Below are 16160 nucleotides of genomic sequence, written 5' to 3' on the forward strand. Positions count from 1 at the left end.
GCCGACCGTCATCGTGAAGGCACCGACGCCGATCAGCACGGCGCAGAGCACCGCGAACGCACCCGACATCGCACCGGTCGGCACCAGCATGAACAGCACGAGGCCGAGCGCGAACGAGCCGAGCAGCACCGAGCAGCACCGAGCAGCACCGAGCAGCACCGAGCAGCACCGAGCAGCACCGAGCAGCACCGAGCAGCACCGAGCAGCACCGGGCGGCACCGGGCGGCACCGAGTGGCAGCGGGCAGCGCTGAGCGGCACCAAGCGGCACCGAGCGGCATCGGGCGGTACCGAGCGGCACCAAGCGGCATCGAGCAGCACCGTGCCGCGCCGGGCAGTGGACCACTGGCCCAAGCGATTGCCCGCGTCTGGCACTATCCCGCGCCTTTTTGTCTTCGAATACTGGATTCGACGCCGGATGTCGTGCAGGCGACATCCGCCGCCCCGCGTACGGCCCTTCCGTACGAACCCGCTTTCGAGGAGACACGCATGCTCAGGTATCTGATCGGCATCGGTATTCCGTATCTCGGCGTGATCGGCGTGCTGCCCTGGGTGGCCGCGCAGGACCGCTACGTGCTGGGCGTGCCGTTCATCTTCATGTGGATCTTCGCGTGGTTCGTGCTGACGTCCGGCTGCCTGTTCGCGTGCTGGATGCTGTTCGACCGCCGCGCAAGCGGTGCCGCGTAGCGCACGCATCCCGCTTCCTGCGGACCGCCGGCCGCCCGCGCTTTCCGGCGAACCCCACGCTTTCCGTTCCTTCGCAGAGGTGCGCATGTCAACGGTCGTCTTCGCCGCGCTGATCGCGCTGTCGCTCTATCTCGCCATCCGTTCCGGCCGCGGCCGCGGCAAGCAGAGCGTGCATGACTTCTTCGTCGCGTCGCGCCAGTTCGGCACGGCGCTCGTGTTCTTCCTGACCGCCGGCGAGATCTACAGCATCGGCACGATGGTCGGCTTCCCCGGCGGCATCTACGCGAAAGGGCCGACCTACGGCGTGTGGTTCCTCGGCTACATCCTGCTCGCCTACCCGATCGGGTATTTCGTCGGCCCGAAGATCTGGGAGGCCGGCAAGCGCCACAACGCGATCACGCTGCCCGACCTGTTCAAGGGCCACTTCCGCAGCCGCGGGCTCGAGCTGGTCGTTGCGTGCGCATCGATCCTGTTTCTGATCCCGTGGGGGCAATTGCAGTTCACCGGGCTCGTCGCGGCGCTCAAGGGGCTCGGCTGGCACGTCGAGCCGCTGTACCTGATCCTCGTGTGCGCAGCGCTCGCGTTCACCTATATCGCGATCTCCGGCGTGCGCGCGTCGGCGTACATCGCGATCCTGAAGGACATCCTGATGCTGCTCGCGATCGTCGTGACGGGCGTGGCCGTCGCGTGGCAGGTGGGCGGCGTGCATCCGGTGTTCGACGCGGCGAGCCGGCAGGTCAGCAACACGATGAGCGGATCGCAGCTGCGCTTCTCGATGAGCACGATGCTGTTCCAGTCGCTCGGCTTCTACCTGATGCCGTTCGCCGCGCAGAATTTCTTCACCGCGCGCGGGCCGAACGCGATCCGGCGCACGCAGGTCGTGATGCCGCTGTACATGCTAATGTATCCGTTCCTCGTGATCGCGTCGTACTACGCGATCACCGCGAACCTGAAGCTCGCGTCGCCGAACGACGCGTTCTTCGCCGCCGTCACGCACTTGCTGCCGGGCTGGCTGATCGGCCTCGTCGCGGCCGGCGCCGCGCTGTCGGGGCTGCTCGTGCTGGCCGGCATCTGCCTCGCGATCGGGCCGATCGTCACGCGCAACCTGATGCCGAACCTGCCCGAGTCGCGCCAGAAGCGCGCGGCGAAATACGTGATCGTCGGCTACCTGCTGCTGTCGATCGCAACGACGATGCTCACGCCGAACCTGATGCTCACGCTGATCAACACCACGTACTACGGCGTCACGCAGTTCCTGCCGGGCGTACTGATCCTGCTCGCGGGGCGCCAGGTGCGGCCCGTCGCGGTCGGGGCCGGGATGATCTGCGGCCAGGTGCTCGCGATGATCTTCTACGTGTTCCATGTCGACTTCGGCGGCATCAACCTCGGCCTCGTGTGCCTCGTCGTCAACGTGCTCGTCGTCGCGGCCGTGCATGCGATGCTGCACGGCCGCCCCGTGAAGCAATACGCCGTATCCTGAGCCATCGGCGTTCCGCCGCAAGGAGAACCGCATCCCATGCCAGCATCCGCAACCTCGGCCACGCCCGTGACCGTGTTCACGGCACGTCGCATCCTGACGATGAACCCGGCGCAGCCGTCGGCCACGCACGTCGCCGTGCGCGACGGCCGCATCCTCGCTGTCGGCGACGCCACGGACGCCGCCACGTGGCAGGCCCGATTCGGCGCGTGCACGACCGACGACACGCTGCGCGACAAGGTGCTGATGCCGGGGCTCGTCGAAGGGCATTGCCACCTGATGGAAGGCGCGATGTGGGACGCCGTGTACGTCGGCTACTACGACCGGCGCGGCCCCGACGGCACGCTGTGGCCGGGGTTGCGCTCGCTCGACGCGGTGCTCGCACGGCTCGCCGAAGCCGAGCGAGCGATGACCGACGACGGGCCGCTGCTCGCGTGGGGCTTCGATCCGATCTTCTTCGGCACCGCGCGGCTGACGACGCGCGAACTCGACCGCGTGTCCGCGCAGCGGCCGATCGCGATCCTGCATGCGAGCGTGCACCTGATGAACGTGAACGGCGCGATGCTCGCGCTCGTGGGCATCGACGAGGACACCGACATCGACGGCGTGACGCGCGATGCCGACGGCCGTCCGACCGGCGAGTTGCAGGAGTTCGCGGCGATGCTGCCGGTGTATCAGACGATCGGCGGCAAGCTCGCGATTTCCGCGAGCGAGAAGCCGCACGCCGTCTGGAATTTCGGGCGCGTCGCGCAGCTTGCGGGCGTGACGACAGCCACCGATCTCGTCAACGACCTGTCGGCCGACGGCAACCGCACGCTGCGCGACGTCACCGCCGATCCCGATTACCCGGTGCGGATCGTGCCGGCGTTCGCGCCGCAGCGCAATCCGGCGCGCTCGGCCGACAGCGTGCTCGCGGAGATCGAGCGCAATACCGACAAGCTGCATTTCGGCCCTGTGAAGTTCATCGTCGACGGCTCGATCCAGGGCTTTACCGCGCGCGTGCGCTGGCCCGGTTACGCGGGCGGGCAGCCGAACGGGTTGTGGCTGATTCCGCCCGCGCAACTCGTCGACGTGTTCGAGCCGTTTCATCGCGCGGGGCTGCAACTGCACGTGCATACCAACGGCGACGAAGCGACCGACGTCGTGCTCGACGCGATGGCGACGCTGCTCGCGCGCCATCCGCGCCCCGATCATCGCCATACGCTGCAGCATTGCCAGATGGCGGACGCCGCGCAGTTGAAGCGCGTGCGCGCGCTCGGGATGTGCGTGAACTTCTTCGCGAATCATCTGTACTACTGGGGCGACGCGCATTACAGCCAGACCATCGGCCCCGATCGCGCGAACCGGATGGATGCGGCCGGTTCGGCGCAGCGGCTCGGCATTCCGTTCGCGCTGCATTCGGATGCGCCGATCACGCCGCTGAATCCGTTGTTCACCGCGTGGTGCGCGGTGCAGCGCGAGACGGCGTCCGGGCGCGTGCTCGGCGAAGGCGAGCGGCTTTCCGTTGACGACGCGCTGCATGCGATCACGCTCGGCGCGGCCTATACGTTGCGGATGGACCATCTCGTCGGCAGCATCGAGATCGGCAAGTTCGCCGATTTCGCGGTGCTCGACGACGATCCGTCGGTATGCGCACCCGCGCGCCTGAAGGAACTCGCCGTGTGGGGCACCGTGCTCGGCGGGCGCGTGTTCCGGTCGCCGCGATGAGTACGCAGGCCGAGAGCGTGATGCCCACTGCTTCCACACCCGCGCCGATCGACCTCGCGGTGATCGGCGGCTATCTCGGCGCGGGCAAGACGACAGTCGTCAACGCGATCCTGCAGGCGCCGCATGGCCGGCGCATCGCGGTGCTCGTCAACGATTTCGGCGCGGTGAACATCGATGCGCGGCTTGTGCGTGCACGCGGCGACGACGTGATCGAGCTCGATAACGGCTGCATCTGCTGCACGATCGGCGGCGCGCTCGTCGATGCGCTGACGCGCGTCGCGACGCGCGACGTGCGGCCCGAGCTGCTGCTCGTCGAAGCGAGCGGCGTGGCCGATCCCGCGAAGATCGCGCAGATCGGGCTGCTGAACGGTGCATTCCGGCTGACGTCGGTGCTCGTCGTCGCCGATGCGCTCGCGTGGCGCGACACGCTCGCCGATCCGCTCGTCGGCGCGATGGCGCAGCGCCAGCTCGACGGGGCGGGCGCGATCGTCGTGACCAAGCTCGACTGCATTGCGCCGGAACGGCGCGACGCGGTGCTCGACGACGTGCGCGCGTGTGCGCCGACCGATGTCGTCGTCGCCGCGCGGCAGGGCGAGATTCCGCTTGCGCTGCTGTTCGATGCGGTCGTGCCCGATCGCGGCGCGATGCCGGCGGGTCTTGCGCGTTCGCACCGGGCGATCGGACACGACGCGATGCCGGCGTTCGCGAGCGTCACCGTCGCCGCGCCGGACGTGCTCGACAAGGCGCAACTGCGAGCGTGGCTGAAGGCGTTGCCGCGCACGATCCTGCGCGCGAAAGGCATCGTGCGCGTGGCCGATGCGGAGGGCACGGTCGCGACGCGTGTTTGTCAGGTTGCCGCGCGGCGCATCCGGTTTTCGTCGATGGAGGACGAAGGGCTGGCCGCGCACGACGGAGACGGCGTGATGGTGTTCATCGGGTTCATCGATGCCACCGTGGAAGCCGCATTGCGCGACGGCATCGTGCAATGCAGCGAGGCTGCTTCGACGGTTGCGCTGACATCGACCGTCGATTGATCGGCGCCGCGCATTCGGGTTAGGCTTCGGCGAGCAACGGCACGCGCCACGTGCCGGGCCGGGCGTTTTTACCTCGAATGCCGCGTGCAGGTAGCTTCTACAGGCGCGCGATCCTGCGACGAGCCAAGCCGATGACCATCCAGAACCGATCGAATGCGCGCGGGCAAACCGCGATTCCCGCACGTGATGCATCACACACGCATCTGCGATCCATCGCGGCCGCCGCGTTGCTGACACTGCTGCCGCTCGTCGCGCATGCGGCCGGCTTCGACTGCGCGAAAGCCGCGTCGCCAACCGAGAAGGCAATTTGCGCGGATGCCGCGCTGTCGAAGCTCGACGGCGACCTCGCGGTGGCGTGGAAGCAGGCACTCGCGAAAGGCGGCGATACGGCCGCGCTGAAGGCCGCGCAATTGAAGTGGCTCAAGCAGCGCGACCGATGCGGCGGCGACGAGCAGTGCCTCGGCGACCGCTACCGCGAACGGCTCGCGAGCCTGAACGGCACGCCGCTGGCGGCCGACCGCTGGCAGCAGACGTGGTATCGCGACAGCGACAACCCGTCGTTCGGCGGCATGCTGACGTTCACCGGCACGGCGCCGCGACTTCATTTCGAACTGAGCGGCAACAACGGCGCGAATACGGGCGAGCTTGGCGGCGATATCGAACTCCACGGCAACAGCGGCACGTTCCGTCACGATCAATGCCGTCTCGATTTCAGCCGCAAGGGCGCGCGCGTGCAGGTTGCCCAGCAGGGCCAGGATGGCGATTGCGGCGCCGGTGCGGGCGTCGTCTACTCGGGCGACTACGTGACGGCGGCGCAGGAACAGGCGAAACCGCCCGCGGATCTCGTGAGTCTGGGCGTGCTGGCCAATGCGCAGCAGAACGCGACCGCGCACAAGCTGCTCGGCGCCGATTACCAGACGCTCGTCGACATCGTCAATTACGGCGCCGACGACAAGGATCTCGACGGGCTGAACGCGCACGTGAATTCGTACTGGGTGCGCGGCATCGCGACGACGAATGCCGCGATCGTGATGCGCCGCGGTAACGACCTGTGGATCGGGCTGCTCGTGTTCGACGCGAAGAACGACGTCCGGATGCGCTATTACACGAACGTACCGGCGTGGAACAAGCGCGTCCCGAAGACCATCCAGGCGTGGCACGACAATCTCGACAAGACGCTGCCGGTCGACGTGATGCAGTGACGGGCGGGCCGGGCAGCCGAAGCCGCCCGGTACCTCTTCATTTCTTTCGTGCTGCGGGCACCTTCGCCGGCGCCGCCGCCGATTCCCGCGCGCGCAACTCCGGCAGCACCGCATGCCCAGGCCCCGTTGCGCCGTTTTCGAGCGCATCGAGTAAGGCCTGCGCGGCTTGGCGCCCGATCGCGTCGGTATCGACCCACATCGTCGTCAGCGGCGGCTGGATTTCGCGCGCGAGCGCGATATCGTCGAAGCCGGTGATCGACAATTGCGCGGGCACGTCGATGCCGAGCGCCTGCGCTTCGAGCAACGCGCCCAGCGCGAGCGCGTCGTTGCCGCAGATCACGGCCGTCGGCCGCGTGGCTGCGTCGCTGTCGGCGATCGCGCGCAGGCTCGCTCGCCCGAACGCGATCGTGGCCGCGCCTTCGTGCTGATGGACGGGGCGCACCGCGAGCCCGCGCGCGGCCAGCGTGTCGTGAATGCCGCGCAGGCGGGCCTGCACGCGGTCGTTGTCGGCCGACGGCTGCATGATGATCGCGAAATCGCGATGGCCGAGGTCGAGCAGGTGGGTGGTGAGCCGTGCGAACGCCGCGCGGTTGTCGAAGCCGATGCAGCAGTGCGGGCTGTCGTCGCGATACGCATACGTGACGACGTACGGCACGCGGTGCATCGCGAGCAGTTCGAACAGTTCCGGCGGATACGCTTCGCCGACGAGCGACACGGCTTCCACGCCGCGCGACAGCATCGCGCGCACCTGGGCCAGCGCCTGCGCGGGATCGTAGTTCGAGCAGCCGAGGAACAGCGTGATGCCGTGCTCGGCCATGACCGTCTGCATGCCCGCGACCTGCGACGCGAACACCTGGTCGTCGAGCGTCGGAATGATCGCGCCGGTTATGTGGGTGCGCGTGGACGCGAGCGCGCGGCCCGCCGCATTCGGAATCCAGTTCAGCGCGCGCGCCGCGTCGCGCACGCGCTGCTGCACGTCGGCCGACACCTTGCCGGGATCGTTGTACACGCGCGAGACGGTCGCGGTCGATACGCCGGCCAGCTTCGCGACATCGCCGAGCACCGAGCGGCCGCTGCCGCGGCGCGCGCGCGGCGCACCGGCGCGGGACGGGGGCGAGCTCATCGGCTGTCTCCAGGCGTAGCGGCGATGGCGGCGCTACGAGTTGTCAAATGCGTCAATGTTTACCCTCGATTCATGGTGGCGCCGCTTGCATTCCCGCTCGACCCTGTGAGAATGTAAGCGCTATCTTGACGTGCTTCCGTATTATGTCAGACCCATATTCTATCCACATCGTGAGATTTTCATCGACGACGGCCACTCCGGCCATTTTGTCCGTCTCAAATGTAAGCGGTTACATTCGAAAATGAGCTACGCCTGTCCACCTCGCATCGCTGTCGTCGGCAGCGTGAACATCGACCTCGTCACGCGCGCGCCGCGCCTGCCGGTGCCGGGCGAGACGCTGCTCGGCACGGATTTCCAGACCGTTCATGGCGGCAAGGGCGCGAACCAGGCGGTCGCGGCTGCGCGCCTGGGTGCGTCGGTCGCGATGATCGGTTGCGTCGGCGACGACGCGTTCGGTGCGCGCCTGCACGACGCGTTGTCGGTCGAGGGCATCGACGTGACGCACCTGGACCGGATCGGCGGCACGGCGACCGGGGTGGCCACGATCACGGTCGGCGAGGGCGGCGCGAACAGCATCGTCGTCGTGCCCGGTGCGAATGCGCGTCTCGATGCCGACCGGATCGACGCGGCACGCGACGCGATCGCGGGCGCCGCGATGCTCGTGTGCCAGCTCGAAGTGCCGGTGGCGACCGTCGCGCGGGCCATTGCCTGTGCCTCCGCGCATCACACGCCGGTGCTGCTCAATCCCGCCCCCGCGCAGCCGCTGTTCGACGCGCTGCTCGCACGGGTCGACTACCTCGTCGTCAACGAAACCGAAGCCGAATCGCTGACCGGCATCGCCGTCGGCGACGACGCGTCGGCCGTGCGTGCCGCCGATGCGCTGTGCGCGAAGGGCGTCGGCAACGTGCTGGTCACGCTTGGCGCACGCGGCGTGTGCTGGCGCGGCGGTGCGGGCAACGGCCGCCTGCGGGCGATGCCGGTGGTCGCCGTCGATACGACCGCGGCCGGCGACACCTTCGTCGGCGGATTCGCGGCTGCCCGCGCGGGCGGTGCGTCGATGGACGACGCAATCGGCTTCGGCCAGCGCGCCGCCGCGATCAGCGTGACGCGCTACGGCGCGCAGACCTCGATTCCCACGCGCGACGAAGTAGCGCGCCTGGAACCCTGAATTCCGCATCAGACGGACAGGCCGGAACCGGCCGATATCGGTGACATGGAGACAACCGCAATGAACGAAACCCCGACTGTTCCGCCCGCACCGCCGCGTATCCGGCGCGGGCAACGCATCGCGCTCGCGCTGTTGATGGTGAGCGGCATCGTCAACTACCTCGATCGCGGCACGCTGGCCGTCGCAAGCTCGGCGATCCGCGGCGATCTCGGCCTGTCGCTCGCGCAGATGGGGCTGCTGCTGTCGGCCTTCTCGTGGAGCTATGCGCTGTGCCAGTTCCCGGTCGGCGGGCTGGTCGACCGCATCGGCCCGCGCCGGCTGCTCGGGATCGGCCTGATCGTTTGGTCGTTCGCGCAGGCGGCGGGCGGCATCGTGTCGACCTTCGGCTGGTTCATCGTCGCGCGCATCGTGCTCGGCATCGGCGAAGCGCCGCAGTTCCCGTCGGCCGCGCGGGTGGTGAGCAACTGGTTTCCGCTGCGTGCGCGCGGCACGCCGACCGGCATTTTCAACGCCGCGTCGCCGCTCGGCACCGCACTTGCGCCGTTGCTGCTGTCGATTCTCGTCGCGTCGTTCGACTGGCGCTGGGCGTTCATCGCGACGGGCGCACTCGGTCTCGTCGTCGCCGTCGTCTGGTTCGCGCTGTATCGCGATCCGGTGCGCGCGCAACTGACGGCCACCGAGCGTAGCTATCTCGATGCCGACGCGCAAAGCGTGGTCGCCGCACCGAAACTGACGTTCGCCGAATGGCGCAGCCTGTTTTCGCACGGCACGACCTGGGGGATGCTGATCGGCTTCTTCGGATCCGTGTACCTGAACTGGGTGTACCTGACCTGGCTACCGGGCTACCTGACGATGGAGCGGCACATGAGCCTGATCCGCACCGGCTTTGCCGCGTCGGTGCCATTCCTGTGCGGATTCGTCGGCTCGCTGCTGGCCGGCTGGCTGTCGGACCTGGTTACGCGCCGCAGCCGTTCGCCGGTCGTGAGCCGGCGCAATGCGGTGGTGGTCGCGATGCTCGGGATGGTCGCGTTCACGATTCCCGCCGCGCTCGTGCAGAGCAACACGGTGGCGCTCGCGTGCATTTCGGTCGTGATCTTTCTCGCCAACGCGGCGTCGGCCTGCTCGTGGGCGCTTGCGACGGCGGCCGCGCCGCCGAGCCGCATCGCGTCGCTCGGCGCGATCCAGAATTTCGGCGGTTTCATCGGCGGCGCGCTCGCGCCGATCCTGACGGGCATCATTGCGCAGAAGTGGTCGTTCGTGCCGGCGCTGCTGACGGCCGCGGCGATCGCGTTTGCGGGCGCGATGGCGTACCTGCTGCTGGTGCGCAAGCCGATTCCCGAGCAGGCCGCGAACGCCGCGCCCGGGCCGTTGCCGGCCTGAGCACGCGGTATGCGCCACGCATTCACTGAAGCAAGGAGAAACACATGCAACACCCGCAGCAATCGAACGTGACCATCGAGGGCATCGTCCCGGTGATGCTGACGCCGTTCGACGATGCCGGCGCGATCGACTACGCCGGGCTCGAGCGGCTCATCGAGTGGTATCTGGCGCACGGCGCCGATGCGTTGTTCGCGGTCGCGCAGTCGAGCGAGATGCAGTTCCTGAGCCTGGCCGAACGCGCGGAACTCGCGCGCTTCGTGGTCGAGCGGGTGGCCGGGCGCGTGCCGGTCGTGGCGTCCGGGCACATCAGCGACGATCTCGACGCGCAGGTCGCGGAACTGTGCGCGGCGGCCGAATCGGGCGCACAGGGCGTCGTGCTCGTGACCAATCGCCTCGATCCGCAGCGCAAGGGCAGTGCCGCGTTGCTCGACCATCTTCACCGGCTGCTCGCGCGCTTGCCGTCGGATCTGCCGCTCGGGCTGTACGAGTGTCCGGCGCCCTACCGGCGGCTGCTGTCCGATGACGAACTGCGTGCGTGCATCGACACGGGCCGCTTCGTGATGCTCAAGGACGTGAGCTGCGACCTGGCGACGGTGAAGCGGCGCGTCGCGCTCGCCGAGGGCTCGCCGCTGAAGATCCTCAACGCGAACGCCGCGATTGCCTGGGACGCGATGAAGGCGGGTTCCGCCGGCTTCAACGGCGTGTTCACCAACTTCCATCCGGATCTGTACCGGTGGTTGCGTACGCAAGGGGCGTCGAATCCGGCGCTGGCGGATGAGCTTTCGACGTTCCTCGTCGTCTCCGCGGTGTCGGAGGCGCTGGGCTACCCGGCGCTCGCGAAGCTCTATCACCAGCGGATCGGCACGTTTGCGTCGATCCGTTGCCGCGCGATCGACTACGACGTGCGTGAACGGTTCTGGGCGCTCGATGCGGTGCTCGACAAGATCGTGGCCGGGACCGAGCATTTCCGTCGGCGGATTGCTGCGTAATCGGGCGTGCGGGGGCGGCCGCCACGGCGGGAATCGCGGAGGGGAGCCCGGCGCATGCTTGCGCACTGCCGGGCGTGAGCGAGGTCCAGGGGGGGCACCAGGCGGGACACCAGGCGGGACACCAGGCGCGGCGGCGCGAGCCGGTCGATCCGTTGACCGGCGGCCGCCGCCGCGATCATCGCGCGGCCCGGACGCTCATCACTTGTTCGCCAGCGTGCCGGCGCTGTTGGCGCCGCCGAACAGCTGCGTCAGGTACTTCGTGTTCGAGTTCATCTTGGCCATCAGCGAGTTGAGCGCCGTGAACTGCGCCCGGTACTGCTTGGTCAACTGGTCGGCGTAGTCCGTCAGGTCCGACTGCTGCTTGGTCATGCGCTTCAGATCGGCGCTCAGCGCGTTCGTGCGCACGTCGATCATCCCGTCTTTCTTCGTGAACGGTGCAATCTGCTCGGCCAGGTGCGCGCCGATCCCGGTCTTCGAGTTGAACAGGCGCGCGACGCCCGCCTGGTTGGACGACAGCGCAGTGTCGAGCTTCGCGCTGTCGATCTTCAGCGTGCCGTCCTTCTCCAGCGTGATGCCGAGCGTCATCAGGTTCGTGTGCCCGTTGCCGTTCTCGTTGGGGACACCGCGCGCGACGCTCGACGCGAGCGAGTTGCGGATCGTGTTCAGCGTCGAATCGCCGATCAACGCACCCTGCGAGTTCGCGCCCGGCGTGAAGCTCGTCAGCGTGCCCATCGTCTTGACGACGGTGTTGTACAGGTTCACGAAATTCGTGATCGTCGCTGCCTGCGCCTTCGTATCGGTGCTGACCGTCAGCGTCTGCGATCCGGTCGCGCTGATCGCGTCCGCCGACAGGTTCAGCGTGACGCCGGTCAGCACGCCCGACACCGCGTTGCTCGCGCTGGTCGATGCGATGCCGTTGAGCGTGAACTTCGCGTCCTGCGCGGCGGTGCTCTGCTGCCACGCGGCCGCGCTGTTCGCCGATTCGATCTTCGATGCGCCGCCGGACGTGTCGGCCGTCGACTTGACGCCGAGGTTCGACAGCCCGTTGTCGCCGGACACGTCGCCGACCGCGACGCTGATCGCGTTCGCCGAGCCGGTCTTCGTCGATGAGAGCACGAGGTGCGCGCCGTCGGTGCCGTTGATGACGGTTGCGCTGATCCCCGGGTTGTCGGACGCCCTGTTGATCGCGGCCGCAATGCCCGACAGCGTGTTGTTCGTGCTGCCGACCGGGACCTTGAACGACTGGCTGCCGAGCGACAGCGTCAACGTGCCGGTGCCGAGCGCCTTGCTCCCGTCGAAGCCCGACGACGCGAGTGCCTGCGAGGTGGCGATCTGCGTGACGCCGACCGTGTAGGTGCCGGCGACCGCACCGACGCCCGCGGTTGCGGTCAGGCCCTTGCCGCTCGCGATTGCGTTGAACGTCGACTGGAGGCCGCCGTTCTTCAGCGACGCGAGGCCCGCCTCGAGCGCGCCCAGCGCCGACGACAGCGCACCGAACGCCGAAATCTGCGTCGTGCTGGTGGTTTGCGCCGACGTCAGCGCGGCCACGCGGCCGGCCGTCTTTGCGTTCACGAGCACCTTGACGAGCGCGTTGACATCCGACGTATTGCCGGTCGAGCCGCTGATGATCGATTGCACTGCATCTTGCATCACGCTGTTCGTACTCGCGCTGCTGTTCACGGGCGTGTTAATTGCCATGGGTGGTCTCCGGTTGGAAAGCGATCCGTGACGAGCGGCTGCCGGGTCGACCTGCGGCGATTCGAATGCAGACCGTCTCCGGCGAGACGCGTTCCGGGGTTCACGGGAGTGTCGGGAAAACGTAAGGACGTGCGCTATCGTATATTTAAATCGGTATTGCTTGGTAATTTTTTGTAATTCATGTTGAGAAAAATACAGGCGGAAATGCGGCGATGTAGTGCGGGCTAAAGGTTTGTGATTTTTTGCCGTTAACACACCGTTCGGATTGTATTTATTAACGGATTTTTGGCGGCATTTAAAACTTGCTGGCGTCGTGAATGTTTGATCCGGTTTTTCGCTTGCTCTGCTAAACACCGGATCGATCGACGGTGTGCGGTAGGCGTTCTTCCCGGCAGCTATCGGGCTGAAGTCCTTGTACACGGGACGACACGCGTTGCGGACGACATCAACCCGCTTGCCCGTGGAACGTATTCGTTTGCCAATGCGCATTTCCAGGCCAGACGTCTTTGTCCGGAGCAGGGTGCTTCGTCGATTGGAAAAAGCGTCGATTTTTCCACTCAATTCATCAATGGCAGTTTTATACACATAACGTATCGTCGAATGACGATTGCGATGCGTGGGTGTGGCCTGTTCTCGCTAATTGAAGCTTTTATATCGACTGGATACGAAACCCCCGATATGGGCAGGCGGTTTTCATGTTCTTGAAACATGAGGGCAGGGCCATTTGATCGGATTCGTTGCTGCTGCGTCACGGCCTGGTGTCACTTGATTGTCCACTAATTCGAGACAGCAAATCTTGTTTGGACTGATTGATGATTCGTGGGGGGACAGTAGACTGCATCCGTGCTTCGCCAGAACCGATCCGGAGCGCACCAAAAAGCGGTGCGACCGAACGGATTCTTCGGCGGCAGGCCAGCCGGCCTGCTGTCCGATTGTGCGAGGAGTGGTTCGTTGCCGACCTGGCGCGCCGATTCGGCGCATGGCGGCACCGGACGCATCAAACCGTCAATTCAAGGGTGATTGCCATGCGTTACGTTTCACTGGAGTCGAAGAAGGACGAGCTGCTGCTGGCGGCTCGCGTGCTGTTGATGATCCTGTTCGTGCTGTTCGGCTGGCAGAAGCTGAACGGCTTCTCGGGCACGGTCGCGTACATGGCGTCGACGGGGAATCCGGCGCCCGAGCTGGCCGCCGCGATCGCGGTCGGGGTCGAACTGGCCGGTGGCCTGTTGATCGCGATCGGCTTCTATACGCGTCCGCTCGCACTGGTGTTCGCCGCCTATACGCTCGCGACCGCGCTGATCGGCCATCGTTACTGGGCGCTGCAGGGGATGGAGCAATACATGGCGATGATCAACTTCTACAAGAACGTGAGCATCATCGGCGGGCTGCTGTTGCTCGCGCTGACTGGCCCGGGGCGGTATTCGCTCGACCGGAAGTAAGGCGGGGCAGCGTTTCCGTGCAGGTTCGGGAGCCCGGCGCATGAAAGTGCGCCGGGCTTCGTTCTTGTTGGTGTGCATGACGCAGGGCGGTCGCGCGGTGCTGGCAGTGGGGGTACTTCGTTGCGAAGCGAACGGGTTCCGGACATGATTGCACGTGCACAATGACGCTGTTCGCGCCGCGTTGGTCGGCGTGCTTTCGCATCGCGTTTCAATGCCTCGCACGTGTCCCGCACCGGCATTCGGCGGTTTCCGATGGCGTGCAAGGGGCTGCAGGGCAGACGCAATGCTGCGTTCGATGCGCGTCGGCACCGGCCGGGCCCGCGTCCGCAGCATCTCGCAGATCTCGTCTGCTTCAGGGCATTGCCGACGGAGAACGACGACGTATGAGTCCGGAAGACCTGCTGTCCTATTACGAACGGGAACTCACCTTCCTGCGGCAGTACGTACGTGAATTCGCCGCGCACTATCCGAAGATCGCAAGCCGGCTGTCGCTGACCGGCGGGATGGACAGCGGCAGCATGGACCTTCACGTCGAGCGCCTGGTCGAGTCGTTTGCGTTGATGGCGGCACGTACGGCCCGCAGCATCGACGACGACTATCCGCGGTTTACCGAGGCATTGTTCGAGACGCTGTACCCGCACTATCTGCGCGCGTTTCCGTCATGCTCGATCGCGCACTTCGAGATGGACGGCGCCCGGGCGGCCCAGATGTCGGCCGCTGTTACCGTGCCACGCGGTACGCAGCTGTACAGCCGGCCGCTGCACGGATCCAAGATATTGTTCCGGACTGCGTACGACGTCACGCTGTCGCCGCTGCAACTGACGGCGGCGCAGTTCCGCTCCATTGCCGACGTGCCGCGAACGCTGCGCCTGCCGGCCGGTGCGACGGCGCTGATCACGCTGACGTTTGCGATTCAATCTGGCCACTTGTCGATCGCCGAGCTGAATGTGGACTCGGTCCGGCTCTATACGCAGGGCACGCCCGTCTTTACCGCGATGCTTCGCGACGCGCTGTCGATGAAGACACTGCGCGCTTATGTCGAGCCGGAGCACGGCGGCCGGTGGATCGAACTCGACGGTACGCCTTGCACGTCGGCAGGCATGGACCGCACGGACAGTCTCGTCCCCTATCCCGAGTCGGCGGACCCGGCCTACCTGCTGCTGACGGAGTTCTTCGCGTACCCGGAAAAGTTCGGCTTCTTCGATTGCGATCTGCGCCAGGCCGGCCGCCTGGGCGGCAGGCAGTTCAGCATGCATCTCGTGTTGAAGGACATGCCGGCCGAATCCGCGGCCGCGCAGGCGCTGGCAGCGCTCGACGCGAGTCACCTGGTGCCCGGCTGCACGCCGGTCGTCAACCTGTTCGAGGCGGTGGGCAAACTGGGCGAGCGATCGAGCACGTCGGACGCCGCCGACGCATACGCGCTGGAGGCCGACGAACAGAGCGCCCATGCGTGCGCGATCTATTCGGTCGATTCGGTCGCGCAGGTGGAAGCGTCGCCGCAAGGTAACCAGGCCGTGGCAATCGATCCGCTGCACTCGCTGCGCCATGGGCGGCATGCGGGGGCGGCGGCACTCTACTGGCAAGCCGGCCTCGATCACCGGGCGACGCCGGGGCGTCCCGGCGAGGACGTGACGCTGACGTTCGTGAGCGGCGATCTCGCGCGCCGGCCACCGCCGCCGGCGCTCGACATCCGGCTCACGTGCAGCAACGGCGATCTGCCCGAGCGGCTAGGCTACGGTTCGCCGATGGGCGACCTGATGATGGAGGGCGGCAGCCTGGCACGGCGGATTGCGTTGCTGCACCGGCCGACCCGCTCGTTGCATCCCCGGCACGAACGTGGTGCGCAGTGGCGACTGATTTCGCAACTGTCGCTCAATGCCGTGTCGCTGACGGGCGGCGCGGGCCCGGTTCGGGATTTGCTTGCGCTGCACGACCTGCAACGGTCGGCCCCGTCGGTCCGGCTGATCGACGGCGTGGTGAAACTGACGCAGCAGGCGGTGACGGCCTGGGTGACCGAGCGAGACTTCGCGGGCATCGTCCGCGGGATCGAGCTGCACCTGACCGTCGACGAAGACGCGTTCGTCGGCACGGGCACCGGCATTCATGCATTTGCGCAGGTCATGGACAGGCTGCTGCGCCTGCACGTGACGACCAGCAGTTTCACCCAGCTGATCGTCTTCTCCAGCCGCACCGGCGACATGTTGTTGCGCTGCCCGCGCTGCGCCGGCAACGGATTCCTGACTTGAGCGGACTGGCGT

Annotated in this window: 13 protein-coding genes; 10 read left to right on the forward strand and 3 right to left on the reverse strand. The window is 66.9% G+C overall.

All coding sequences use genetic code 11. From position 1 onward, the window contains the following. A partial coding sequence (locus G3O00_RS19630; protein ID WP_346778987.1) for a hypothetical protein occupies positions 1-186 on the reverse strand: 186 nt, incomplete at its 3' end. Positions 187-487: 301 nt separating this feature from the next. Between G3O00_RS19630 and G3O00_RS19635 the strand changes: the two genes are divergently transcribed. The 5 genes from G3O00_RS19635 to G3O00_RS19655 all read left to right on the forward strand — a co-directional run bounded on the left by G3O00_RS19635 (position 488) and on the right by G3O00_RS19655 (position 6105). Next, positions 488-685 (forward strand): DUF3311 domain-containing protein, encoded by a 198-nt coding sequence (locus G3O00_RS19635; protein WP_011350315.1) that lies wholly within the window; start codon positions 488-490, stop codon positions 683-685. A gap of 85 nt (positions 686-770) precedes the next feature. After that, complete coding sequence (locus tag G3O00_RS19640; protein ID WP_011350314.1) at positions 771-2165, forward strand: sodium:solute symporter family protein; 1395 nt, start codon at positions 771-773, stop codon at positions 2163-2165. A 36-nt stretch (positions 2166-2201) separates the two neighbouring features. Beyond that, the gene (locus tag G3O00_RS19645; RefSeq protein ID WP_206144021.1) at positions 2202-3869 is read left to right on the forward strand and encodes an amidohydrolase; all 1668 of its coding nucleotides are present in this window, start codon (positions 2202-2204) and stop codon (positions 3867-3869) included. A gap of 20 nt (positions 3870-3889) precedes the next feature. Then, positions 3890-4903, forward strand: coding sequence for a GTP-binding protein (locus G3O00_RS19650; RefSeq protein ID WP_241025232.1), 1014 nt, complete (start codon positions 3890-3892; stop codon positions 4901-4903). 131 nt (positions 4904-5034) lie between these two features. Next, on the forward strand, positions 5035-6105 hold the full coding sequence (locus tag G3O00_RS19655) for a lysozyme inhibitor LprI family protein (protein ID WP_206144023.1): 1071 nt from the start codon (positions 5035-5037) through the stop codon (positions 6103-6105). 37 nt (positions 6106-6142) lie between these two features. Here G3O00_RS19655 and G3O00_RS19660 read toward each other — a convergent pair whose 3' ends face one another. After that, positions 6143-7228 (reverse strand): LacI family DNA-binding transcriptional regulator, encoded by a 1086-nt coding sequence (locus G3O00_RS19660; protein ID WP_206144024.1) that lies wholly within the window; start codon positions 7226-7228, stop codon positions 6143-6145. A 241-nt stretch (positions 7229-7469) separates the two neighbouring features. Between G3O00_RS19660 and rbsK the strand changes: the two genes are divergently transcribed. From rbsK to G3O00_RS19675, 3 genes are read left to right on the forward strand one after another with little or no spacing between them, the layout of a single operon-like run. Next, a complete protein-coding gene (rbsK, locus tag G3O00_RS19665; protein WP_206144025.1) occupies positions 7470-8396 on the forward strand; it encodes a ribokinase in 927 nt (308 codons plus the stop codon). A 60-nt stretch (positions 8397-8456) separates the two neighbouring features. Continuing rightward, positions 8457-9776 carry an MFS transporter gene (locus G3O00_RS19670; RefSeq protein ID WP_206144026.1) on the forward strand — a complete coding sequence of 440 codons (1320 nt, stop codon included), beginning with the start codon at positions 8457-8459 and terminating at the stop codon, positions 9774-9776. A 44-nt stretch (positions 9777-9820) separates the two neighbouring features. Next, positions 9821-10765, forward strand: coding sequence for a dihydrodipicolinate synthase family protein (locus tag G3O00_RS19675; protein ID WP_011350307.1), 945 nt, complete (start codon positions 9821-9823; stop codon positions 10763-10765). A 198-nt stretch (positions 10766-10963) separates the two neighbouring features. Here the strand turns inward: G3O00_RS19675 and fliD are convergent, their stop codons facing one another. Further along, positions 10964-12463, reverse strand: coding sequence for a flagellar filament capping protein FliD (gene fliD / locus G3O00_RS19680; protein WP_174929002.1), 1500 nt, complete (start codon positions 12461-12463; stop codon positions 10964-10966). A gap of 1025 nt (positions 12464-13488) precedes the next feature. On the opposite strand from fliD, the gene G3O00_RS19685 reads away from it, so the two are divergent. Then, a complete protein-coding gene (locus G3O00_RS19685; protein WP_011350305.1) occupies positions 13489-13902 on the forward strand; it encodes a DoxX family protein in 414 nt (137 codons plus the stop codon). A 383-nt stretch (positions 13903-14285) separates the two neighbouring features. Beyond that, positions 14286-16148 (forward strand): type VI secretion system baseplate subunit TssF, encoded by a 1863-nt coding sequence (gene tssF, locus G3O00_RS19690; protein ID WP_206144027.1) that lies wholly within the window; start codon positions 14286-14288, stop codon positions 16146-16148. The last annotated feature ends 12 nt before the right edge of the window (positions 16149-16160 follow it).

Source organism: Burkholderia sp. Ac-20384 (assembly GCF_017104605.1).
In the GTDB taxonomy this organism is placed as follows: Bacteria; Pseudomonadota; Gammaproteobacteria; order Burkholderiales; family Burkholderiaceae; genus Burkholderia; species Burkholderia lata.